The 23,759-nt window shown below is 54.8% G+C and carries 22 protein-coding genes; 16 read left to right on the forward strand and 6 right to left on the reverse strand.

Translation table 11 applies throughout. The features are described from left to right. Nucleotides 1–51: 51 nt before the first annotated feature. A complete protein-coding gene (locus tag PMI17_RS22870) occupies nucleotides 52–348 on the reverse strand; it encodes an HTH-type transcriptional regulator (RefSeq protein WP_007893362.1) in 297 nt (98 codons plus the stop codon). A 495-nt stretch (nucleotides 349–843) separates the two neighbouring features. On the opposite strand from PMI17_RS22870, the gene PMI17_RS22875 reads away from it, so the two are divergent. From PMI17_RS22875 to PMI17_RS22900, 6 genes are all read left to right on the forward strand, one after another. Continuing rightward, the gene (locus PMI17_RS22875) at nucleotides 844–2,442 is read left to right on the forward strand and encodes a gamma-glutamyltransferase family protein (protein WP_007893364.1); all 1,599 of its coding nucleotides are present in this window, start codon (nucleotides 844–846) and stop codon (nucleotides 2,440–2,442) included. Nucleotides 2,443–2,581: 139 nt separating this feature from the next. Next, nucleotides 2,582–3,295: a DUF3053 domain-containing protein gene (locus tag PMI17_RS22880; protein ID WP_007893367.1), complete on the forward strand. Its 714-nt coding sequence runs from the start codon at nucleotides 2,582–2,584 to the stop codon at nucleotides 3,293–3,295. A gap of 484 nt (nucleotides 3,296–3,779) precedes the next feature. Further along, nucleotides 3,780–5,714 carry a PTS mannitol transporter subunit IICBA gene (locus PMI17_RS22885; protein ID WP_007893370.1) on the forward strand — a complete coding sequence of 645 codons (1,935 nt, stop codon included), beginning with the start codon at nucleotides 3,780–3,782 and terminating at the stop codon, nucleotides 5,712–5,714. A gap of 93 nt (nucleotides 5,715–5,807) precedes the next feature. Then, the gene (gene mtlD, locus PMI17_RS22890) at nucleotides 5,808–6,956 is read left to right on the forward strand and encodes a mannitol-1-phosphate 5-dehydrogenase (RefSeq protein ID WP_007893372.1); all 1,149 of its coding nucleotides are present in this window, start codon (nucleotides 5,808–5,810) and stop codon (nucleotides 6,954–6,956) included. Nucleotides 6,957–7,016: 60 nt separating this feature from the next. After that, entirely contained in the window at nucleotides 7,017–7,562 is a 546-nt protein-coding gene (mtlR, locus tag PMI17_RS22895; protein WP_180822790.1) for a mannitol operon repressor MtlR, read from the forward strand. A gap of 138 nt (nucleotides 7,563–7,700) precedes the next feature. Next, entirely contained in the window at nucleotides 7,701–8,063 is a 363-nt protein-coding gene (locus tag PMI17_RS22900) for a YibL family ribosome-associated protein (protein WP_007893377.1), read from the forward strand. Nucleotides 8,064–8,069: 6 nt separating this feature from the next. Here the strand turns inward: PMI17_RS22900 and PMI17_RS22905 are convergent, their stop codons facing one another. The 3 genes from PMI17_RS22905 to PMI17_RS22915 form a co-directional block, all read right to left on the reverse strand. Continuing rightward, a complete protein-coding gene (locus tag PMI17_RS22905) occupies nucleotides 8,070–9,032 on the reverse strand; it encodes a VirK/YbjX family protein (protein WP_007893379.1) in 963 nt (320 codons plus the stop codon). Nucleotides 9,033–9,221: 189 nt separating this feature from the next. Beyond that, complete coding sequence (gene sodA, locus PMI17_RS22910; protein WP_007893384.1) at nucleotides 9,222–9,839, reverse strand: superoxide dismutase [Mn]; 618 nt, start codon at nucleotides 9,837–9,839, stop codon at nucleotides 9,222–9,224. Between the two features lie 159 nt (nucleotides 9,840–9,998). Beyond that, nucleotides 9,999–11,024, reverse strand: a complete 1,026-nt coding sequence (locus PMI17_RS22915) for a LacI family DNA-binding transcriptional regulator (protein WP_007893387.1) — start codon at nucleotides 11,022–11,024, stop codon at nucleotides 9,999–10,001. A 359-nt stretch (nucleotides 11,025–11,383) separates the two neighbouring features. Here PMI17_RS22915 and PMI17_RS22920 point away from each other — a divergent pair, with 359 nt between their 5' ends. The 4 genes from PMI17_RS22920 (at nucleotide 11,384) to alsE (ending at nucleotide 14,237) form a co-directional block, all read left to right on the forward strand. After that, complete coding sequence (locus PMI17_RS22920; protein ID WP_007893389.1) at nucleotides 11,384–11,824, forward strand: PTS sugar transporter subunit IIA; 441 nt, start codon at nucleotides 11,384–11,386, stop codon at nucleotides 11,822–11,824. A gap of 18 nt (nucleotides 11,825–11,842) precedes the next feature. Further along, nucleotides 11,843–12,109: a PTS sugar transporter subunit IIB gene (locus tag PMI17_RS22925; RefSeq protein ID WP_007893392.1), complete on the forward strand. Its 267-nt coding sequence runs from the start codon at nucleotides 11,843–11,845 to the stop codon at nucleotides 12,107–12,109. Nucleotides 12,110–12,251: 142 nt separating this feature from the next. Next, nucleotides 12,252–13,511 carry a PTS ascorbate transporter subunit IIC gene (locus PMI17_RS22930; RefSeq protein WP_007893395.1) on the forward strand — a complete coding sequence of 420 codons (1,260 nt, stop codon included), beginning with the start codon at nucleotides 12,252–12,254 and terminating at the stop codon, nucleotides 13,509–13,511. 48 nt (nucleotides 13,512–13,559) lie between these two features. Then, nucleotides 13,560–14,237: a D-allulose 6-phosphate 3-epimerase gene (alsE, locus tag PMI17_RS22935; protein WP_007893398.1), complete on the forward strand. Its 678-nt coding sequence runs from the start codon at nucleotides 13,560–13,562 to the stop codon at nucleotides 14,235–14,237. Between the two features lie 80 nt (nucleotides 14,238–14,317). Here alsE and PMI17_RS22940 read toward each other — a convergent pair whose 3' ends face one another. Then, nucleotides 14,318–15,658 (reverse strand): aspartate aminotransferase family protein, encoded by a 1,341-nt coding sequence (locus tag PMI17_RS22940; RefSeq protein WP_007893400.1) that lies wholly within the window; start codon nucleotides 15,656–15,658, stop codon nucleotides 14,318–14,320. A gap of 174 nt (nucleotides 15,659–15,832) precedes the next feature. Between PMI17_RS22940 and PMI17_RS22945 the strand changes: the two genes are divergently transcribed. Beyond that, nucleotides 15,833–16,609, forward strand: a complete 777-nt coding sequence (locus PMI17_RS22945) for a DeoR/GlpR family DNA-binding transcription regulator (RefSeq protein ID WP_007893403.1) — start codon at nucleotides 15,833–15,835, stop codon at nucleotides 16,607–16,609. Here PMI17_RS22945 and fdhD read toward each other — a convergent pair. Continuing rightward, nucleotides 16,606–17,430, reverse strand: a complete 825-nt coding sequence (gene fdhD / locus PMI17_RS22950; protein ID WP_036622157.1) for a formate dehydrogenase accessory sulfurtransferase FdhD — start codon at nucleotides 17,428–17,430, stop codon at nucleotides 16,606–16,608. The two genes, PMI17_RS22945 and fdhD, sit on opposite strands and share 4 nt — an antisense overlap. A 120-nt stretch (nucleotides 17,431–17,550) precedes the next feature. Between fdhD and fdnG the strand changes: the two genes are divergently transcribed. The 5 genes from fdnG (at nucleotide 17,551) to PMI17_RS22980 (ending at nucleotide 23,757) form a co-directional block, all read left to right on the forward strand. Next, nucleotides 17,551–20,598: a formate dehydrogenase-N subunit alpha gene (gene fdnG, locus PMI17_RS22960; protein ID WP_152929137.1), complete on the forward strand. Its 3,048-nt coding sequence runs from the start codon at nucleotides 17,551–17,553 to the stop codon at nucleotides 20,596–20,598. Nucleotides 20,599–20,609: 11 nt separating this feature from the next. Further along, nucleotides 20,610–21,509, forward strand: coding sequence for a formate dehydrogenase subunit beta (fdxH, locus tag PMI17_RS22965; RefSeq protein ID WP_007893414.1), 900 nt, complete (start codon nucleotides 20,610–20,612; stop codon nucleotides 21,507–21,509). Then, a complete protein-coding gene (gene fdoI, locus PMI17_RS22970; RefSeq protein WP_007893417.1) occupies nucleotides 21,509–22,150 on the forward strand; it encodes a formate dehydrogenase cytochrome b556 subunit in 642 nt (213 codons plus the stop codon). The genes fdxH and fdoI overlap by 1 nt, the downstream gene beginning before the upstream one ends. Continuing rightward, nucleotides 22,150–23,076: a formate dehydrogenase accessory protein FdhE gene (fdhE, locus tag PMI17_RS22975; protein WP_007893419.1), complete on the forward strand. Its 927-nt coding sequence runs from the start codon at nucleotides 22,150–22,152 to the stop codon at nucleotides 23,074–23,076. The genes fdoI and fdhE overlap by 1 nt, the downstream gene beginning before the upstream one ends. Before the next feature lie 69 nt (nucleotides 23,077–23,145). Continuing rightward, nucleotides 23,146–23,757, forward strand: a complete 612-nt coding sequence (locus PMI17_RS22980) for a glutathione S-transferase (protein ID WP_007893420.1) — start codon at nucleotides 23,146–23,148, stop codon at nucleotides 23,755–23,757. The last annotated feature ends 2 nt before the right edge of the window (nucleotides 23,758–23,759 follow it).

The following is a 23,759-nucleotide window of genomic DNA, read 5'->3' on the forward strand; positions in this document are numbered from 1 at the left end:
AAAACCCCCGCCATAGAGGCGGGTTGGAGTACCCAAATCAAAAAATGGGTATCACTCCAGCAGTTGACGCCCTAAATAGGGGTTGGCCTGCAACAGCTTCATCAGTTTGCGCGCCGTAGCGGAAGGACGTGTACGTTGCGCCTCCCAACTTTTCACTGACGAGACGCTCACCCCCATCACGCGGGCGAATTCATCCACCTGCATGCCGGTCATCTCGCGTAAACGCTGCGGCTCGGGAACTGAAGCCTGATTGAGTGTAATTTCTGATACGGAAGGCTGAGCATCACGTGTCAAAACAATCTGCTCAAGGCTGCTGAGCAACTCGACCATTGGATCTTTAAATTCCATAGAGAACTCCTTAAAAACTCACTATGAAGCACGTGAAAGTAGAGAGGTAAGCGCCACCAGGCGCTGAAACCGGACGATCAGGCTGTATCCCGAAGCGGTTTAGCATAGTTATTATCAAACCGATGCGGGACACAGCCTGTTGTGCACTGCAAAAGATGTCCGTGCGATGCAACAATAGTTCGGGTTTCTAAGTATGGGTCAGATCCCCGACTTTGCTGCCTGATTCCTAATTATTTTTTATTCTTACTTATGCCGTAAAAAGATCGATTACTCTAAGCAATTGACCCGCCTGCACTTGCTGCCCAGCCTGACGAAAAAGACGATGAATCACTCTGTCGACGCGTCTGGGTTGACTATTCTCTATTCAAAAAAAGTGCCAATTCGTTATCAGTATGAAATATCTGGCTTAATATTAAATTCTTCCCTTCAGCAACGCGGATACTGCCCAATGCAGCAGCACTCACGCACCAGCATGACGCAAAGAGAGAAACAGTAATGAGCGATTTGGATTTCACGGTCAGCTATGCCTCGCACCGCGTCCCGATGATGGGACGTAATGCCATCGCCACTTCACAGCCGCTGGCAGCGCAAGCGGGAATGCGCATGTTGCAACAAGGTGGCAATGCGGTAGATGCCGCGATTGCCAGCGCAATGGCGCTCACGGTAATGGAGCCGACGGGCAATGGGCTGGGCAGTGATGCCTTCGCCATTGTCTGGGATGGCAAGCAGCTGCACGGATTGAATGCTTCAGGACGTTCGCCTGCCGCATGGAGTCTGGATCGCTTTGCCGGGCACAGTGCGATGCCGGAAATCGGCTGGGAAGCGGTCACCGTGCCGGGCGCGGTATCAGCGTGGGTGACGCTGGCCGAGCGCTTTGCCACCCTGCCGCTCACCACGCTGGCACAACCGGCGATTGAGTATGCACGTGATGGTTTCCCGGTTTCACCGCTGATTGGTCATCTATGGCAGCGCGGCTATAACAAGCTGAAACAGCAACCGGGGTTCGTCGAGTGCTTTGCGCCCAATGGCCGACCGCCGCGTGCCGGTGAGCTGTTCCGCAACCCGGCGCAGGCCGCTACCTTGCAAAAAATCGCAGAAACGCGCGGTGAAGCCTTCTATCGTGGTGAGCTTGCCGAAAAGATGGTGGCGTTTGCCGAACAGCATGGCGCCGCGCTCAGTATGGCGGATCTCAACAACCATCGCGCTGATTGGGTTGATCTGCTGTCGTGCCCGTTTGCGGGCGGATCGGTGCAGGAGCTACCGCCGAACGGCCAGGGTATCGCCACCTTGATTGCGCTGGGGATTCTGGAGCGGTGGGACATTGGTCGCTACACGCCGGATTCGGTGCCGTGGCTGCATCTTTCGATTGAAGCGATGAAGCTAGCGCTGGTCGATCTGGATCGCTACGTCAGCGATTACGATCACCTCGAATTCCCAGCAGAGCTGTTGTTGAGCGATAGTTATCTTAACCAACGTGCACAGTTAATCGATGCCGATAAAGCCGGCGATTTTACCTTTGGCGCACCGCAGCAAAGTGGCACGGTATATCTCTCCACCGCCGATGCCAGCGGCATGATGGTTTCCTTTATACAGTCCAATTTTATGGGCTTCGGTTCTGGCGTCGTGGTGCCCGAAACGGGTATCAGCCTGCAAAACCGCGGCTGCGGATTCTCACTCGACCCGCAACACCCCAACGTGGTGGCGGGCGGCAAACGGCCCTTTCACACTATTATCCCGGCATTTGCCCTCGACGGCGTCGGCCAGCCGCTGATGTCGTTCGGCGTGATGGGCGGCCCGATGCAGGCACAAGGTCATTTGCAACTGGCGCTGCGCATCATGCAGCACAAACAAAACCCGCAGGCAGCGATCGATGCGCCGCGCTGGCGCGTTGAACAAGGCCGTGCGGTGGTGGTTGAGCCGGGCATCGATCGGAATGTGCTGGCGAAACTGCGCGAGATGGGGCATCAGATTACGCTTGAGGATCCGCTGCTCGGCTATAACTTCGGCGGTGCGCAGGCGATTGTGCGCGATCCGCAGGGTTTCTACATCGCCGCAACCGAAAGCCGCAAAGATGGGCAGGCGCTGGTGTTTTAATTTGCCCGGTGCGCCCGTTGTACACGCCAGACCATTGCACTATTCTTTAGGACCATTTTCGCAAAAATTTTTATCCCGAATATTTCGAGCAGTGGCCTGGAATAGGCTGGGAGAGAGCCATTATCACAGGAGTTGAATTATGGCGTCAGGATTATCCCGCATCTGGATGCGTACCGGCATGCTGATGGTCAGCGCATTGGTTGTGATGCAACTTACGGCCTGTGGCGACAAAGAAGGCGATCAGCGTAAAGCGTTCACCGATTTTCTTCAGAACACCGTGATGCGTAGCGGCGAACATCTGCCTAGCCTGAGTGAAAACCAGAAGCAGACATTCGGCAACTATGCCAGCGACTACGCCATTCTTTACGGCTTCTCGCAGCAGACTAATCAGGCGATTGAGCAAGGCATGCGTCCTGTGGTTGATGAGCTGGCGGCGATTCGTGTCCCGCAGGATTATCTGACCCGCCGCGACAGCTTGCGTCAGGCCAGCGGCAATCTGAGTGTGCTGACGCAGCAAATCCAGAGCGCCAAAATGCAAGCGGATAGCAGCAAAGCCACCCTGAAGCAGCCGGACGATCTGAAGAAAGTCTACGATGCTGCCTTTACCAAAGTGGTCACGCAGCCAGCCAGTACGCTGATTCCGTTGCTGCCGCAACTGCAGGCGTTGAGCCAGGCCGCGGTACAAACCGGTGATTATCTGCAATCACAAGGCGCACGCGTGAGCTTTAATGATAACGGCGTGCAGTTCCCCACTCAGGAACAGGCAACACAGTACAATACGCTGATGAGCAATCTTTCCAGTAACGCGCAGGCGCTGACGCAAGCGCAAAATGCGGTGCAAGGCGGCTTGTAATACAACTGAGTCATTTGCTAGTGGTCGCCATCAAGGCGACCCTACTATACCGCCCTTCTTAGCGTCCTCTTCCGTTCATCCTCTTTTCAGAATTTCGTCACTTCCTTACAGCTGAGCTTTCTGCTGCAGCATTGTGTGATCTGGCGCATTTTTGACCATAAATAGTTTGTGATCTTCATCACACTTACACAACAAAGCGCTCACGCTAAAAGGTGATTTGAGTCACATTCAACCGCTTGTTTTGTCTAAAATTTCATCAGCGTTGTTTTCTTACAACCCTTTTTTGTGATCAGGGTCACCTTATTGCCCCCCTAACCCCCCAAGTAAGCGTGATCTGAATCACACTTAGTGGGTGCTCTACGCAGCGTAATAAACTAGTGCTAGAGTCCGCGTGCATACAGTAATGCCACGGCCCCCGCCGTAACGTTCAAACAAAAACAAACGCGCTCTCTTATTGCAGCGCGTCTCAATAAGGGGTGGGTTTATGTCCTCATCAGTAAAGGTCAAGGTTCAGAGCTTTGGTCGCTTTCTGAGTAATATGGTGATGCCTAACATCGGTGCGTTTATCGCCTGGGGTATCATCACTGCGCTGTTCATCCCAACCGGATGGATTCCAAACGAAACGCTGGCGAAACTCGTCGGCCCAATGATCACTTACCTGCTGCCGCTGCTGATTGGTTTCACCGGTGGACGCCTGGTAGGCGGCGATCGCGGTGGCGTGGTGGGTGCAATCACCACCATGGGCGTGATCGTCGGTGCTGATATGCCGATGTTCCTCGGCTCAATGATTGCCGGTCCGCTGGGCGGCTGGGCGATCAAATCCTTTGACCGCGTGGTAGACGGCAAGATCAAAAGCGGCTTCGAGATGCTGGTTAACAACTTCTCTGCCGGTATCATCGGTATGCTGTTGGCGCTGCTGGCGTTCCTGGCGATCGGTCCACTGGTTGAAGGTTTGTCACACATTCTCGCCGCTGGCGTGAATCTGATGGTGCAGAACAACCTGCTGCCGCTGACCTCCATCTTTGTTGAACCGGCGAAAATCCTGTTCCTCAATAACGCCATCAACCACGGTATCTTCTCACCGCTGGGCATTCAGCAGGCGAGCGAGGCTGGCAAGTCAATCTTCTTCCTGATTGAAGCTAACCCAGGTCCGGGTATGGGCGTGCTGGTTGCCTATATGATTTTTGGTCGCGGTAGCGCCAAACAATCTGCAGGCGGTGCAGCGATCATCCACTTCCTTGGTGGTATCCACGAAATCTACTTCCCATATGTGCTGATGGCGCCGCGTCTGCTGCTGGCGGTCATTCTTGGTGGTATGACTGGCGTGTTCACCCTGACGCTGCTGAACGGCGGTCTGGTTTCGCCTGCTTCTCCAGGTTCCATCCTGGCAGTGCTGGCGATGACGCCAAAAGGTGCCTACTTCGCTAACATCGCGGCAATCATCGCGGCATTTGCGGTCTCCTTCGTGGTCTCTTCAATTCTGCTGAAAACCAGCAAAGTAAAAGAAGATGACGATATCGAAGCCGCAACCCAGCGCATGAAAGATATGAAAGCGCAGTCAAAAGGTCAGGCCGTTGCCGGTTCACCGGTGGCTGGCGATGCAATGAGCGTTGATCTGAACCACGTGCGTAAAATCATCGTTGCCTGTGACGCCGGTATGGGTTCAAGCGCAATGGGTGCTGGCGTGCTGCGTAAGAAAGTGCAGGACGCAGGTCTGAGCAATATCTCCGTCACCAACAGCGCGATTAACTCGCTGCCGGGCGATGTCGATTTGGTGATTACCCACCGCGATCTGACGGAACGTGCCATGCGCCAGGCACCGCAGGCACAGCATATTTCGCTGAACAACTTCCTCGATAGCGCGCTGTACAGCAACCTGACGGAACGCCTGGTCGCCGCCAATCGCAGTGAAGCACATCGTGAAACTGTGCAGACCACGCTGGCGGACAGCTACGATGAAGGCAACGCGCACCTGTTCAAACTGGGCGCAGATAACGTGTTCCTCGGCCTGAGCGCCACGCACAAAGAGCAGGCGATTCGTTTTGCCGGTGAGCAGTTAGTGAAAGGCGGCTACGTCCAGCCGGAATATGTTGAAGCGATGCTGGAACGCGAGAAGCTGACCCCAACTTACCTGGGTGAATCGATCGCTGTGCCGCACGGTACCGTGGAAGCGAAAGACCGCGTGCTGAAAACCGGCGTGGTGTTCTGTCAGTATCCGGCAGGCGTGCAGTTTGGTGATGAGCCAGAAGATGTAGCGCGTCTGGTGATCGGTATCGCCGCTCGTAACAATGAGCACATTCAGGTGATTACCAGCCTGACCAACGCACTGGACGATGACAGCGTGATTGAGAAGTTGGCAAACACCACCAGCGTGCAGGACGTGTTGGATCTGCTTTCCGGCAGTACCGTCAAAGCGTAATACAGGTTTTACCTTCCCTGGGGCGGGTAAGCCCGTCCCACACTTCCGGGGCGGACTTGCCCGCCCTTTCGTCATTTGATATGGGTCAAATTTATGAAAGCGTTACATTTTGGAGCAGGTAACATCGGTCGCGGTTTTATCGGTAAGTTACTGGCGGATGCCGGCATCGAGCTGGTGTTTGCTGACGTCAATCAGGTGGTACTTGATGCCCTTAACGCCCGTCATGAGTATCCGGTTCATGTAGTTGGCGAGCAGGCGAAAGTTGAAATCGTAACAGGCGTAAGTGCCGTTAACAGCACCAGCGATGACATCGTTACGCTGATCGCTGAGGTGGATATCGTGACTACCGCGGTAGGCCCGCAAATTCTGGAGCGCATCGCGGGTGGCGTGGCTAAAGGCCTGGCCAAACGCAGCGACAGTGGTAATGTTCGTCCACTGAATATCATCGCCTGTGAAAATATGGTGCGCGGCACCAGCCAACTGAAGCAGCATGTACTTAACGCGCTGCCTGAGCAATATCACGCGTGGGTTGAAGCACACGTTGGTTTCGTCGATTCTGCGGTAGACCGCATCGTACCGCCATCAGAAGCCGGCACTACCGATCCGCTGGAAGTCACCGTTGAAACGTTCAGCGAGTGGATTGTCGATAAAACCCAGTTCAAAGGCGAATTGCCGAATATCCCAGGCATGGAGCTGACCGACAACCTAATGGCTTTTGTTGAGCGCAAGCTGTTTACCCTTAACACCGGCCACGCGATCACCGCTTATCTTGGCCAACTCGCCGGTCACGCGACCATTCGTGACGCGATTCTGGATGAGAACGTCCGTGCTGTCGTGCAAGGCGCCATGCAGGAGAGCGGCGCAGTGCTGATCAAGCGCTATGGTTTTGAAGCCGATAAACATGCGGCTTATATCCAGAAGATCCTTAGCCGTTTCGAAAACCCATACCTGAAAGATGATGTCGAGCGCGTTGGCCGTCAGCCGCTGCGTAAGCTGAGCGCGGGCGATCGCCTGATCAAACCTACGCTGGGCACGCTGGAATATCAGCTGCCTCACGACAATCTGGTACAGGGCATTGCCGCCGCGATGCACTATCGCAGCGAAGCCGATCCGCAAGCGCAGGAGCTGGTTACTTTACTGGCAGAAAAAGGTCCGCAGGCGACACTGGCCGAGATTTCCGGTCTGGATGCCAATAGCGAAGTGGTCACCTCAGTGGTGAGCGCTTACAACGCTATGGCATAATGCGCGCCCTTTAGTGGTTAACTCGGGCACGCTTTTGTGCCCGTTGGCGGTAGCTGAACGATGCAGGCAATAATGGAAGAGAAGCAGGCTTTTGAAAACCGGGTGCTTGAGCGCCTGAACGCCGGTCGTTCGGTGAGAAGCTTCCTGATCGCCGCCGTTGAATTGCTGACCGAAGCGGTTAACCTGCTGGTGCTGCAAGTGTTTCGCAAGGACGATTACGCGGTCAAATACGCGGTCGAACCGCTGCTGCTTGGTGATGGCCCGCTGGGCGAACTCTCCGTACGCCTCAAGCTGATTTACGGCCTTGGCGTCATTAATCGGCACGAGTATGAAGATTGTGAACTGCTACTGGCGCTACGCGAGGAGCTGAATCATGACGTCAGCGACTATCGTTTTACCGACGATGAAATTCTCGGGCCTTTTGGCGAACTGCACTGTGTGGTTGCCTGGCCGCCGCAGCCAGATTTCAACCGCGATGACGAACAACTCAGATCAATGCAGCAGCAGCGTTATCTGCAGATGGTGCGCTCAACCATGGTGCTGTCACTCACCGAACTGATTTCCCGCATTGCGCACAAGCAGGTGTTTAAAAAACCGGCGGTGTAGTTTCTCCGTCCTGGTAGCCAGGTGCGCATCAATGCGCACCCTACGATTGCCTAAGCGGGTTTTGTTGGACGCGCTACGCTGCAAAACGGCGTAGATTTGTGTATCCTTTGCCTGTTTTCCTTAACGAGTTTTCCCCCAATGAAAGAACAAGAAAAAGCCGAGATTAAACTTCTCAGCGATCAGCTGGATGCACTCAACCGCAAAGAAGCGCCGTTATTAGCGTCTGGCGATGCCGAAAAGCTCGGTGAACTGCTGCGTGAAAAAGAGAAGCTGGAGCTGGAAATTGAGCGCCTGCGCGGTGTGCGCACCGAAAAGCTGAGCAAAGAAGCGCAACAGTTACAAAAGCTGGGCTTTAGCCGCGAAATTACCAAGAAAGAGCAGGCCAACATGGGCGCATTCAAGAAAAGCGTGCGCGGCCTGGTTGTGGTGCACCCAATGACCGCACTCGGACGTGAGATGGGACTGAAAGTGATGACCGGCTACGCGAAGCAGCCGTTCTGATCCTGGTTACGCGGCGTGTGAGACGTCGCGTATGATGCCCGCCGCCTGATGAACTTGTTCATTCAGACTGTCCAGCAAGGCATAGCGACGGCGATATTCGGCGCGCTTCTTGCTGGCAATCTCTTCCAAATCTTTACGCTCCGCGCGTAACGGCAACGCAAACAGCTCATCAGCACGCGCCATGCCCCCTAACGACAACCAGAATTCGCTGTAGCTGGCAAAGAACTTGTCACTTTTGCTGTGACGATAGCGCAGGCTGCGGAATACGTGCGTGGTATCGCCAACGGCGGTTATCGCCTCCACGCCACACAGTTGCGCCAGATTAAATACCGCTTCCATTAACAGACGTTTCGGGAATATGCCGTGTGCGGCTTTCGTGGCATCGCGAATCACATCGTTGGAAATATGTTTACGCGGCCCCTGCAATCCACCAATTAATAACGTGCGTTTCTGCTGTTCCTGAATAATCGAAAAGGAAAGTGAAGCAATTAACTGCGCTTCATAATGAAATTCCAGAGTAATTTCGCCTTCACGGTCAAAACGGCCTGGACAGCAGTGAATGACAAAAGACTCATCATTTTTGCCGCTCAAAATAGCCAGCAGATTATCGCCCGGACTCTGCAATAAGTGGCGCAAAGCCGCACTATCCAGCCGGTCCATCAAGGTGTAGTGATCGATGATCGCCTGCGCGCGCTGTGCCACGCTGAAGCCTGCACGCAGGTAGGGCCGATGCGGTTTTGCTGGCAGCAAACCCTGAATGGTTAACAGCTGCGGCAGCGCAGACAATTGCGCTAACTGCTGCAGATAATTAAAGGTTGTAACCGGAAATACCAGCGACCTTAAGGCAAATTTCGCGCGAAATCTCCCGCTATTCCATAACTTATTTGGCCTGAACTTTCCGCTTATTAATGGCAAAAACAGTGGCGCAGACGAATCATTATTCGTCACAGAAGTCGTGATAGTAGACATGGTTATTTAGGCTATGCGAGACAAATTAGCGCTACTATATGCCCCAAATTATCAACGGAAAGTTAATAGCTTTCGCTGCGTAATCATCATGCCTAAAAATATTCTGGTCGTTTAGCCAGGGTTTATAAAGGCGAAAAAAAACCGGTGAGCAAGTCACCGGTTAGCCAGGTTGTGGACTTTTGCCTGAGCTTACTTAGCAGAAGCGAAACGCGCTGCTGCTTCGTCCCAGTTCACCACGTTCCAGAAAGCTTTGATGTAATCAGGGCGTTTGTTCTGATACTTCAGGTAGTAAGCGTGTTCCCAAACGTCCAGACCGATAATCGGGAAGCCTGAAACGCCTGCAACAGCTTCACCCATCAGCGGGCTGTCCTGGTTTGCGGTTGAAACCACAGCCAGTTTGTCGCCTTTTTTCACCAGCCACGCCCAGCCTGAGCCGAAACGAGTGGTGGCAGCTTTCTCAAACTCAGCCTGGAAAGCTTCAACGCTACCGAAATCTTTTTCGATGGCGGCTTTCAGGTCGCCCTGCAGCGAGGTGCCCAGCTTCAGGCCTTTCCAGAAGAAGCTGTGGTTGGCGTGGCCGCCTGCGTTGTTACGCAGTGGACCTTTTTTGTCTGCTGGCAGCTGATCCAGTTTGGTGATCAGCTCTTCTACCGGCAGGTTTGCGAATTCGGTACCTTCCAGCGCGGCGTTAGCGTTGTTAACGTAGGTCTGGTGGTGTTTAGTGTGATGGATTTCCATCGTCTGCTTGTCGAAGTGCGGTTCCAGTGCGTCGTATGCATACGGCAGGGATGGCAGTGAATAACTCATGTTCATCTTCTCCATTTAGTGTTTTGCAGCACCACCTCACTGGGTGTGCCGCGTAAGCAGTTGGATCATTATAGTTAAAAACATGATCCGTAAAAGGGTTATCAATGCCTTAGAATTGATAAGGATTTGATGAATCTGGGAAAAGGTGCGCACATCGCGCTACACCTTGTGGGTGCTGGCGCGCAGTTTGAGCTGCACCGGTAGCTCATTGATGGCCGGCGGTTCATCACCCCTGAGCGCAGCCAGCAGACGTTTGCCCGCCATGCGCCCCATCTCTTCATACGGCAGCACAATGCTGGTCAGCGGCGGTGAACACACTGCGGCTAATGGGCCGCCACCGATGCTGGCAATCGCCAACTGGCTAGGAATGGCGATCCCCGCCGCATGGCACGCCATGATCGCGCCGCAGGCCACTTCATCGCTGGTGCAAATCAGCACATCCAGTTCCGGCCAGGTCAGGCGAATCTCCGCCAGCAGATTATGCCCTGCGGCAAAAGTCGGCATCCTCGGTGACGTCACCACGCGGTGCGGCGCCTGATTCATTGCCAACATGCCGCTGTGCCAACCATTCAGCAGCTGACGAAAGATGGTGTTGTTACTTTGGGTGCACAGCAAACCAGGATTACGATAGCCGCGCTCTACCAGGCTTTGCACCAGCTGGCGGATCGCTTTGGCGTAATCGACTCCAATGCTAATGCCTGCCGAATCCTGATGTACGCCGCCAATATCCATCACCGGCAGGCCGGAATTGCTCAGCAGACGATGCGCTTCCGCCGCGTTATCGAAATTGAAATGCACCATCGCCGCCGGATTATAAGAAAGCAGCATTTCGATCAGCTGGCTCTCTTCGGCGGCCGAATGATTGGCTTCCGCCAGCATCATGTTGTAACCCTGCGGTCGCAGTACCTCTTGCAGCGCCTCCGACACAATCGCACTGCCCGGCGTGGCAAATGAAGGCACCACCATGGTGATCAGGCGTGATGTCGCCGACGCCAGATTACTGGCCTGCACGTTTGGCACATACGACAACTCAATAACCGCAGCATCAATTTTGGCGCGAATTTCAGGCGAAACCTTCTCCGGCATGCGCAGCGCGCGCGACGCGGTCATGGTGCTGACGCCCACCAAACGGGCAACATCGGCCAGGGTACTTTTGCCGGTACTGCGCCGTCGCTTCTCTGCCATTCCTGCTCCTATGTCTGCCCTTCATCATTCAAACTGCAGGTGCGTTGGCTGCGTCTCGAAGTATGAACGGCATTATTTATTACTTATGCTTTTTGCCAGGACGCAGCTTAAAACCAAATCTGTTAACGCGCCATGTGTAAAACCACAGATTCGGGCATCCCTTACCCATAGATCTTTTCAGAATGGTTGAGCATGTCAGTTGCTTGCAACCAAGACAAACGCACAGCAAGGAAATGTTAGCGATAACACGTTTTTTAACAATAACCGTGTTAGCGCTAACTTTTGCGACAATCATCACAGAATACGGGCGATAAAATAACCTACATTGCACTCCATCGACGTATAAACAGGAATTTCTGATGCTCACCCAATGGCTAACCCCACAACATATTCGTGTAGTCGAGCAAGTCAGTGACTGGCAGGAAGCAGTGCGTTTATCGGCAGAGCCCTTGCTGGCCGAAGGGGCGATTGGCCCGGCTTACCTCGATGCCATCTTCACCTCGCACGCAGAGCTTGGTCCTTATTACGTGCTGGCACCGGGTCTGGCAATGCCGCATGCCCGCCCGGAGCAGGGTGCGCGCAAAAACGGCCTGTCGCTGCTGCACGTTAAAAATGGCGTGAGTTTTCAGGCTGATGAAAACGACCCGGTTTATGTCGTCATCATGCTGTGTGCGGTATCTGGCGACGATCATATTCAGATGATCACCGCATTAGCGGACGTATTCAGTGACGAATCCCGCCTGCAGCAACTGCTGTCGGCTTCTACCCTGCCAGCGATTGAAGCTGTCATTCAAAGTTAATCACCAGAGAACCCTACGATGAAAAAAGTCCTGATTGTGTGTGGCAATGGTTTAGGTAGCAGCTTCATTGTTGAAATGAATGTGAAGAAGATTGTGGCGGAATTAGGTAAAGAAGCTGAAGTTGGCCATACTGATTTAACCTCAGCTAAATCTGAACATGCTGATTTAATTATTGCCGCGAAAGATATTGCCGATCAATTATCCGGGCACAGTGCGAAAGTGGTTGGCCTGACTAATTTGCTGGATAACGCAAAAATCAAAGAAATTCTGGCTGACAATATTTAAAACCCAAAGTCATTCGAGGCGCAGAAAGTGGCAAGGCTGTAAATCCTCGGGAGCTTACTTAAGTAAGTGACTGAGGTGAAAATATGCAGCCAACGCATCTGTAGCTGGAAGTATCAAGGGTATGCTCACCATGGAGTAAGTTATGCTGCAATTTATAATTAAGGATGTTCTTGGAACACCCGCTATACTTGTCGGCCTTTTTTCCCTGTTTGGTTTATTACTGCAAAAGAAACCGGTCTCTGATGTTATTTCCGGCACGCTTAAAACCATCATGGGTTTTGTTATTCTCATCGCCGGGGCCAATTTAATTGCGGCCACGCTGACCATCTTCAGCCAGCTGTTTGAGCACTCGTTTAATATTCAGGGTGTCGTGCCCAATACCGATGCGATGGCGGCGCTGGCGCAGAAAAGCTACGGCACCGAAACTGCGATGATCATGGTGTTCGGCATGCTGGTGAATATTCTGCTGGCGCGTATCACGCCGCTGAAATACATCTTCCTCACCGGCCACCACACGCTGTATATGTCGGCAATGCTGGCGGTGATTCTGTCGGTAGGCGGCGTGCACGGCTTCTGGCTGGTGGTAATCGGTTCACTGATTCTCGGCACCATGATGGTGGTGTGCCCGGCGATTCTGCAGCCGTTCACCCGCAAAATCACCAACTCTGACGATCTGGCGCTTGGCCACTTCGGCTCCACCGGTTATCTGCTCTCCGCGCTGGTGGGTAAAGTGGTCGGTAAAGGCAGCCCGTCGATTGAAGAGCTGAAGGTGCCGAAAACCCTCAACTTCCTGCGCGACTCCTCGGTAGCGATTTCGCTGACCATGATGATTCTGTTCATCGCGCTGGTGTTGGTGGCGGGTAAAGCGTTTACCGAAAGCATCAGTGGCGGCCAGAACTACATTGTATTCGCCATTATCCAGTCAATTACCTTTGCGGCGGGCGTTTACATTATCCTGGCCGGTGTACGCATGGTGATTGCGGAAATCGTGCCGGCCTTTAAAGGCATCGCCGATAAGCTGGTGCCCAACGCCAAACCGGCGCTGGATTGCCCAACCGTGTTCCCGTTCGCACCGAACGCGGTGATCATCGGATTCCTGTCGAGCTTCTCTGCCGGTTTGATCAGCATGTTCCTGTGCCCGCTGTTTGGTCTGAGCGTGATCGTTCCCGGCCTGGTGCCGCACTTCTTCTGCGGTGCTACCGCTGGCGTCTACGGCAACATTACCGGCGGACGTCGTGGTGCGGTGATCGGCGCCTTTGTGCAAGGCCTGCTGATCTCCTTCCTGCCAGCGATTCTGCTGCCGCTGATGGGCGACCTCGGCTTCGCCTCTACCACCTTCGGTGATGCGGACTTCGGCATTGTCGGTATCGTGCTCGGCCACATTATTTCGTTCTTCCATTGATGTCATCAACAGCGCCTGCGGGCGCTGTTTTTGTAATGAGGAAAAGTTATGAGAGCAAAGTTTTCGCCGTCATTAATGTGTATGGATCTCACCCGCTTCCGCGAACAGGTTGAAGCGATGAATAGCACCGCTGCGTTTTATCATGTCGATATTATGGATGGCAGCTACGTCAAGAATATTACCCTGTCGCCCTTCTTCATTGAGAACCTGCGTAAAATTACCGATGTGCCGATTGACGTACATTTAATGGTGAATCATCCGGAAGATATTATTCCGATGTGCATTGAGGCGGGCGCAGACATTATCAGCTTCCACCCAGAAACCGCCAACAATAAAATATTTCGCCTGCTAACGCAGATTAAAGAAGCCGGTCGTCGCTGCGGCGTAGTTTTAAATCCGGCCACGCCGGCGGAAAGTATTCGTGAATATGCCCATCTGCTGGATAAAGTGACGGTGATGTCGGTGGACCCCGGATTTGCCGGGCAGAAATTTATTCCAGAAACCTTAAATAAGATTCGCCAGCTGATCGCGATGCGTGCAGAGCATGGTTATCACTATCTGACCGAAATTGATGGTTCATGCAATGCGCGCACCTTCAGGCAGATTGCGGCATCAGGCGTAGATGTGTTTATCGTGGGAACATCTGGATTATTTAATCTGGATGACGATGTCGCGCAGGCATGGCAGAAGATGGAGAGCATTTTCGCCGCAGAAACCGCTGCTTAAATACAAGCACATAACGTAGCGGCGCAATTTATTGCGCGATAAATCGCGCCGCTACAAAAATGTGCGCAATCTATGCTCAGCTATCGCCCCAGCTCACTCAGCGACTTATCCAGCGCACCCACCAGCCAATCGATATCGGCTTCCTGGAACGCCAATGGCGGACGCAGCTTCAGCACGTTGCCGTAAGGGCCTGCAACTGACGTCAGCACGCGGTGCTCACGCAGTTTCTCAATCAAATCCAGCGCCAGCGCTTTATCCGGCGTTTTGCTGGCGCGGTCTTGCACCAGTTCGAAACCAATAAACAGCCCGGCGCCGCGCACGTCGCCAATTGATTCATGACGATCCATCAGTTTCTGCAATTCGCTCAGCAACTTAGCCCCGACTACGCGGCTGTGCTCCTGCAAGCCCTCTTCTTTAATCACCGTTAACACCGCCTGCGCTGCGGCCATCGCTACCGGATTACCGCCAAAGGTGTTGAAGTAAGGAATTTCATCGCTAAACGCGGCCAGCACATTACTTTTCGCCAGCAGGCCCGACACCGGAATGCCGTTGCCCATTGGTTTGCCGGTGGTGATCACATCGGGCACCACGCCGTGACGCGCAAAGCCCCAGAACGCATCGCCAGTACGACCAAAACCGGGCTGCACTTCATCGGCGATGAAAATCCCGCCATTGGCATGTACCACATCGACGGCTTTCTGCAGGAAACCGCGCGGATTCGGCAGCACGCCATCGGAAGAGAAGATGGAATCTGCGAGGAAGCCGGCAAACTTGATGCCGTGCGCTTTCATATCGTCGATCTGCTGCTGGATTTCATTGGCAAACCATTCGCCGAGATCCGGTGCATTAACGCGATAAGCATCCGGCGGCGACACCAGGCGCGTGGTCGCAGCTAATGGCTGTCCGCTGCCCAGCGCGGGCGAAACGCCCGACGTGAGATCGCTGGTGCCGTGATAAGCCTCTTGCGACACAATAATGCCGGTACCGCCGCTGAAGGCGCGCGCCACGCGGATCGCCAAATCGTTGGCTTCCGAACCGGTACACATGTACATCGCGCGGTCGATAGCCTCTGGCGTGGTGGCCAGCAGCTCTTCGGAGTAATCGAGAATGCGTTCGTGCAGATAGCGCGTATGGGTATTCAGCATCTTCATCTGCTGATTCACCGCCTCAATCACCGCCGGATGGCAGTGACCAATGCTGGCCACGTTGTTGTACACATCAAGGTATTTGTCGCCCGCGGCATCCCACAGATATTGCCCTTCGCCACGCACTAAATGCACCGGCTTGCGATAAAACAGGCGATACGACTCGCCCAACACTTTACTGCGCTTATCGGTTAGCTTGCGGGTCGCCGCATCCAGACCGTCGGCGTGCTCAGCACGAAAACTGTTGGTGTCCATGATGGTAGAACGTGTAGCCATGGTAACTCCCGTTGCGAAGGTGAAAGGGGTGCATGCGAAATCGCCGTTTGGCCCTATCATGCCTGCTTTAATAACAAATGCAACCAAATACACAAATACAACCAAATACACATGACGGCGTAATGACACTCAGGTAAGCTTAGGCCCAGGTTGAACACGCCACAGGGAAAAGTCATGCTGCAGGAAACTCGCTTACACCGCATTCGCGCGCTGCTGACCACGCAACATCAGGTCAGTACTGAACGCATCATCAAAGAGCTCGGTATTTCGCGAGAAACCGCACGGCGCGACATGATTGAACTGGAAGCGCAAGGATTTGCCCGCCGTGTGCATGGCGGTTTGGTGGCGGTCGATAGCCAGCCTGAGCCACCGCTGCAGGTACGTCGCAACGCGCAGGCGAAAGAGAAACGCGCGATTGCCGCCGCCGCGGCGCAACATCTGCAACCGGGCCAAACGCTGTTCCTGGATGCCGGCACCACTACCACCATGCTGGCGGAAGCACTGCGTAGCATGTCGGGTTTAACCATCATCACCAACAGCCTGCAGGCTGCACTGGCGCTCAGCGCAGCTGATGAGCATGAAACGTTGAATAATCAGGTTATTTTGCTGGGTGGCATGATGACGGCGGGCGCACAGCAAACGCGCGGAGAAATGACCATCGGCGAGATTTATCGCTATCGCGCCGATATAGCGCTGCTTTCGCCGGTCGGCATCGATGCCAAAAACGGTGCCAGTAGTTTTCATCCCCATGAAGCAGCGATTGCCCGCGCCATGGTGCATCAGGCGAACCGCACCTTTTTACTGGCGGATCACAGCAAGCTCGGTGTGATTAGCCGTTCGGTGTACGCACCGGTTGCAGAGGTCGATCTGCTGATTTGCGACGGCGGCCCGGCAAAACCCGGCGCGCTGGCAGCGCTGCAACAGGTATTGCCGCAGGTGCAGGTGGTTTAACGCAGACGCTGCGGATGGCTATACACCGTGGCGCGTCCCGGTTTACTGAAGCCAACCAAGGTTAAATTGCAACGCTCAGCCACCTCAACGGCGAGCTGGGTCGCAGCCGAAACCGCAAACAGAATCTCCACGCCGCACATGGCGGATTTCTGCACCATCTCATAGCTAGCGCGGCTGGAAACCAGCACCGCGCCCTGCTGCCACGGCTGTTGGCTACGATTGCCGAGCAGTTTATCCAGCGCCACGTGGCGGCCAACATCTTCGTAGCCGCCCTGCAGCTCACCCTGCAGCGACATCCACGCCGCCGCGTGCGTACAGCCGGTGAGGTTGCCGATCGGTTGATAGTCGCGCAGCTGCGCCAGGCCCTTATCAAGATTGCCCAAATCAAAAGTTTGCGTGAACGGCAGCGGCTGCAGCGGCTTGCCGATTTGATCGAGTTGCTCCACGCCACACACGCCGCAGCCGGTACGACCGGCCATCGCACGGCGCTGCTCTTTCAGCGCCATAAAGCGGCGGCTGGAGAGCTCAATCTGCACTTCAATGCCATCGCAACCTGGCACCACATCCATGCCGAAAATCTCGTTGGGCTTATCGATTATCCCTTCAGATAAAGAAAACCCCAGCGCAAACGCTTCGAGATCGTTGGGCGTCGCCATCATCACCACGTGCGAGATACCGTTATACACCAGCGCGATCGGCACTTCCTGCGCCAGCCAGTCACTTTCCGCGTCGTCGATAGTACGGCGTTGCCACACCTGCGATTGCACCGCACCTGAGATCTTATTCACACTCTCGTTACATTCTGGCTGATTAGCTTTCACTTTTTTCGTCTCGCGCAACAACCACATTAAAGCTGTGGTAATATTTGGCCGCTATTGTCACAAGTTTAGTCGGGTCATTCTTGCCCCATACATCGCAAGAATATAGAGGGATGATAATCCATGAATGTCAGCCGAAGAAAATTCTTCAAAGTATGTGCTGGCGGTATGGCAGGGACAACGGCAGCACTGCTCGGCTTTGCGCCGGAAGTGGCATTGGCGGAAACACGACAGTACAAACTGCTGCGTGCCCGCGAAACCCGTAATACCTGCACTTACTGTTCAGTCGGCTGTGGCTTGTTAATGTACAGCCTTGGTGACGGCGCGAAAAACGCCAAAGAGACCATTTTCCATATTGAAGGGGATCCGGACCATCCGGTGAGTCGCGGCGCATTGTGCCCAAAAGGCGCTGGCCTGCTCGACTTTGTCCACAGCGACAGCCGTCTGCAATTCCCGGAATATCGCGCGCCAGGCTCAAATAAATGGCAGCGCATTAGCTGGGACGATGCGTTTGATCGCATCGCAAAACTGATGAAAGCCGACCGCGATGCAAACTTTGTCGCGCAGAACGCCGCAGGCGTGACGGTAAACCGTTGGCTCTCAACCGGTATGTTGTGTGCTTCGGCATCCAGCAATGAAACCGGCTATTTAACCCAGAAATTTACCCGATCGCTCGGCATGTTAGCGGTCGACAACCAGGCACGCGTTTGACACGGACCAACGGTAGCAAGTCTTGCTCCAACATTTGGTCGCGGTGCGATGACCAATCACTGGGTCGACATCCGTAATGCCAATCTGATCGTTGTGATGGGCGGGAACGCGGCTGAAGCGCATCCTGTCGGTTTCCGCTGGGCAATGGAAGCCAAGATTCACAACAAAGCCAAACTGATCGTTATCGATCCGCGCTTTACGCGTACGGCATCGGTCGCTGATTTCTATACCCCGATTCGCTCGGGCACCGACATCACCTTCCTGTCGGGCGTACTGCTTTGGCTGCTGCAAAATGACAAAATCCAGCATGAATATGTGCAGGCGTACACTAATGCCAGCCTGATCGTGCGTGAGGATTATCATTTTGAAGATGGCTTGTTCAGCGGCTACGACGAAGAGAATCGCAAATACGACAAAACCAGCTGGAACTACGAGTTGGGCGATGACGGCTTCGCTAAGCGCGATACCACGCTCACCCATCCACGCTGCGTGTGGAACCTGCTCAAGCAGCATGTCAGCCGCTATACGCCGGAGATCGTCGAACGTATCTGCGGTACGCCAAAAGCCGACTTCCTGCACGTTTGCGAACTGATTGGCGAAACCAGCGCGCGCGACCGCACCACCTCGTTCCTGTATGCGCTCGGCTGGACGCAACACTCGGTAGGTGCGCAGAACATCCGCACCATGGCGATGATTCAGCTGCTGCTCGGCAACATGGGCATGATTGGCGGCGGCATCAATGCGCTGCGCGGCCACTCCAACATTCAGGGACTGACCGATCTTGGCCTGCTGTCGCAAAGCCTGCCGGGTTATATGACCTTGCCGTCGGAGAAACAAGCCGACCTACAAACCTATCTGGCTGCCAATACGCCAAAAGCGCTGCTGCCGGATCAGGTGAACTACTGGAGCAACTACCCGAAATTCTTTGTCAGCCAGATGAAAGCCTTCTTCGGCGATAAAGCCCAGGCGGAAAACAGCTGGGGCTTTGACTGGTTGCCGAAGTGGGATAAAGGTTACGACGTGCTGCAGTACTTCGAGATGATGTCGCAAGGCAAGGTCAACGGCTATCTGTGTCAGGGCTTTAACCCGGTGGCGTCGTTCCCGAACAAGCGTAAAGTGATCGCTTCGCTATCGAAGCTGAAGTTCCTGGTCACCATCGACCCGCTCAACACCGAAACCGCCACCTTCTGGGAGAATCACGACGAGTTCAACGATGTCGATCCGTCGCAGATTCAAACTGAAGTGTTCCGCCTGCCGTCCACCTGCTTCGCCGAAGAGAACGGGTCGATCGTTAACTCCGGCCGCTGGTTGCAGTGGCACTGGAAAGGCCAGGATGCGCCGGGCGAAGCGCTGAATGATGGCGAAATCCTCTCGGGGATCTACCTGCGTCTGCGTGAAATGTATGCGCGCGAAGGCGGTGCGCTGCCAGAGCAGGTGCTGAACATGAGCTGGAACTACAAAACGCCGGACAATCCTGCGCCGGAAGAAGTGGCGATGGAGAACAACGGTAAAGCGCTGGCCGACGTGTTCGATGACAAAGGCACGCTGCTGGTGAAGAAGGGCCAACAGCTCAGCACCTTTGCCCATCTGAAAGATGACGGCAGCACCAGCAGTGGCTGCTGGATTTTCGCCGGTAGCTGGACGCCGGATGGCAACCAAATGGCGCGCCGTGACAACACTGACCCAACCGGACTTGGCAATACGCTGAACTGGAGCTGGGCGTGGCCGCTCAACCGCCGCATCCTCTACAACCGCGCCTCGGCGGACCCGCAAGGCAATCCGTGGGATGCGAAACGCCAGATCCTGAAGTGGGATGGCAGCAAATGGGGCGGCATGGATGTGCCGGATTACAGCGCCGCCGCGCCGGGCAGCGATGTCGGGCCGTTCATCATGCAGCCGGAAGGTCTCGGCCGCCTGTTTGCGCTCGACAAAATGGCCGAAGGTCCGTTCCCAGAGCACTACGAGCCGTTTGAAACGCCGATTGGCACCAACCCGCTGCACCCGAACGTGGTGTCCAATCCAGCGGCGCGCGTGTTCAAGGACGATTTGGCGTCGATGGGCCAGGCGGAGCAGTTCCCGTATGTCGGCACCACCTATCGTCTCACCGAGCATTTCCATTACTGGACCAAACACGCGCGGCTCAACGCCATCGCGCAGCCGGAACAGTTTATTGAGATCGGCGAGAAGCTGGCCAACAAGCTCGGCATCGCGCAGGGCGATACGGTGAAAGTGAGCTCCAATCGCGGCTATATCAAAGCCAAAGCGGTGGTCACCAAACGCATCCGTCCACTGAACGTTGACGGCAAAATCGTCGATACCATCGGCATTCCGATTCACTGGGGTTATCAGGGCGTGGCGAAAAAAGGCTTTATCGCCAACACCCTGACGCCATTTGTCGGTGATGCCAACACGCAAACGCCAGAATTTAAGGCGTTCCTGGTCAACGTCGAGAAGGTGTAAGGAGAACGAATATGGCTTATCAATCTCAAGACATTATCCGCCGCTCCGCGACCAATGGACTCACGCCTGCCCCGCAGGCGCGTAACCATCAGCAGGAAGTGGCGAAACTGATCGACGTGACCACCTGCATCGGCTGCAAGGCCTGTCAGGTGGCGTGTTCGGAGTGGAATGACATCCGCGATGAGGTGGGACATAACGTTGGGGTGTACGACAACCCCGCCGATTTAACCGCCAAATCCTGGACGGTGATGCGCTTCTCAGAAGTGGAGGAGAACGGCAAGTTAGAGTGGCTGATCCGCAAGGATGGCTGCATGCACTGCGCCGATCCCGGCTGCCTGAAAGCCTGTCCATCTGAAGGTGCGATCATTCAGTACGCCAACGGCATCGTCGATTTTCAGTCGGAACAGTGCATTGGCTGCGGCTACTGCATTGCTGGCTGTCCATTCGACGTGCCACGTATGAATAAAGACGACAACCGCGTGTATAAATGCACGCTGTGCGTCGATCGCGTCAATGTGGGCCAGGAACCGGCATGCGTGAAAACCTGCCCGACCGGTGCGATTCACTTCGGCAGTAAAAGTGATATGCAGGCGCTGGCGGGAGAACGCGTAGCCGAACTTAATACGCGCGGTTATGCCAATGCGGGCTTGTACGATCCAGCAGGCGTGGGTGGCACGCACGTGATGTACGTGCTGCACCATGCCGATAAACCGCAGCTCTATCACGGTTTGCCGGAGAACCCGAGCATCAGCCCAGCGGTGACTTTCTGGAAAGGTATCTGGAAACCGCTGGCAGCCATCGGCTTCGCCGCCACTTTCGCTGCCTCGGTGTTCCACTACGTCGGCGTAGGTCCAAACCGCGTGGAAGAGGATGAAGACGAGAACCTGCACGAAAAAGAGGAGCGCGAATAATGAAAAAACGCGATCGTCTGGTGCGCTACAGCGCACCGGAACGCATCAATCACTGGATTGTGGCGTTCTGTTTTGTCTTCGCCGCATTAAGCGGACTGGGTTTCTTCTTCCCTTCGTTTAACTGGCTGATGCACGTCCTCGGCACGCCGCAGCTGGCGCGCATCCTGCATCCGTTTGTCGGTGTGGTGATGTTTGCCGCCTTTATCATCATGTTCTTACGTTATTGGAAACATAATCTGATTAATCGTGAAGACCTGGTGTGGGCGAAAAACATTCACAAAATCGTACAAAACGAAGAGGTCGGCGATACCGGCAAATACAACTTCGGGCAGAAGTGTGTGTTCTGGGCTGCTATCATCAGCTTAGTCTTGCTGCTGGTGAGCGGAATTGTTATCTGGCGCCCGTACTTTGCCGGGGCCTTTGCCATTCCGCTGATTCGCATCGCGCTAGTGGTGCATTCGGTCTCAGCTGTGGCGCTGATCATGGTGATTATGGTGCACATCTACGCTGCGTTGTGGGTGAAAGGCACCATTACCGCCATGGTTGAGGGCTGGGTTCCGGCCGCGTGGGCGAAGAAACATCATCCACGCTGGTATCGCGAGCAGCGCCAACGCCAAACACAACAGGAAAAACGTCCCTGATGAGTATTCGCATCATCCCGCAGGACCAGCTGGAGAAAGGCGAAAAGCACACGGCGGAGCAGGTTCCGCCGTTACTTTTCCCCCGGCTGAAAAATCTGTATAGCCGCCGAGCGGCGCGTTTGCGCGATTTGGCCGCGAAGAATCCGCTGGGTGATTACCTGCGCTTTGCCGCGGTGATCGCCGAAGCGCAGGAGATCGTGCTGTATGACCATCCGCTGCAGCTTGATCTGCAGCAGCGGCTGGTGCAGAGCGCCGAACAGGGCAAACCGCCACTCGATATTCACACCTATCCGCGCGATGCGCACTGGCAACGTCTGCTGCATTCACTGATTGCCGAGCTAAAGCCTGAAATGAGCGGCCAGGCGCTGGCGGTGCTAGAGAATCTGGAGAAAGCCTCCACCAGCGAACTGGAAAGTCTGGCGCACGCGCTGCTGGAGGGCGATTTTGCGCAGGTCAGCAGCGACAAATCGCCGTTTATCTGGGCGGCATTATCGATTTACTGGGCGCAGATGGCGGCGTTGATTCCCGGCAAAGCGCGTGCGGAGTATGGCGAGCATCGCCAGTTCTGCCCGGTGTGCGCCAGCGTACCGGTCACCAGCGTGGTGCACATGAGCGTGGGCCAGCAGGGCTTGCGCTACTTGCACTGCAATCTGTGTGAAAGCGAATGGTATGTGGTGCGCAGCAAGTGCTCCAACTGCGAACAAACAGGCGATCTGCATTACTGGTCGCTGGACAGTGAAAAAGCGGCGGTGAAAGCAGAAAGCTGCGGCGACTGCGGCACCTACCTGAAGATGCTGTATCAGGAGAAGGATCCCGCCGTGGAGCCGGTCGCTGATGATTTGGCGTCGCTGGTGCTGGATGCCCGCATGGAGCAGGAAGGATTCGCACGCAGCAGTTTGAATCCGTTTATGTTTCCCGGCGATTAAACGTTCCGTTTGTAGGGTCGTTATTCATGGCGACCTTCTTCATGAATTCATTCAACACGGAGGCGAACGATGAAACTGATTGGCAGCTACACCAGCCCTTTTGTGCGCAAAATTTCAGTGATTTTGCTGGAAAAAGGCCTGGTCTTCGAATTCATCAACCAGTCACCGTGGACCGATGACAGTCACGTGCCGCAATACAATCCGCTGGGTAAAGTCCCGGCGTTGATTGATGACAATCAGCTCACCTGGTTCGACTCCTCCATCATTGCGCAGGTGATTGAACTGCGTGGCGATGCGCCAGCGTTACTGCCCACTGATGCCTTGCGCGCCTTACAAATCCGTCAGCTGGAAAAATTGGCCGACGGCATCAATGACGCAGCGGTGATGATCGTGCGCGAGCAAATGCGTCCTGGCGATCAGCAATCGGAAGAGGTGCTGCTACGCAATCGTGACAAAATCCAGCGCGGCCTTGATGCGCTGGAAACCGCCGCCGCACAGGGCGAACTGCTGAATAGCGGTACGTTAAATCTGGCGGATATCGCCACCGGCTGCATGATTGGCTACCTCAACTTCCGCCGCGTGCTGCCAAACTGGTGCGTGAATCGCCCGGCGCTGGTGAAGCTGGCGCAAACCCTGTTTGAACGGGAGAGTTTTGCCCGCACCGTTCCGCCCACTCGCTAAGT

It is taken from the genome of Pantoea sp. GM01, from assembly GCF_000282675.1.
Taxonomy (GTDB): Bacteria; Pseudomonadota; Gammaproteobacteria; order Enterobacterales; family Enterobacteriaceae; genus Pantoea; species Pantoea nemavictus.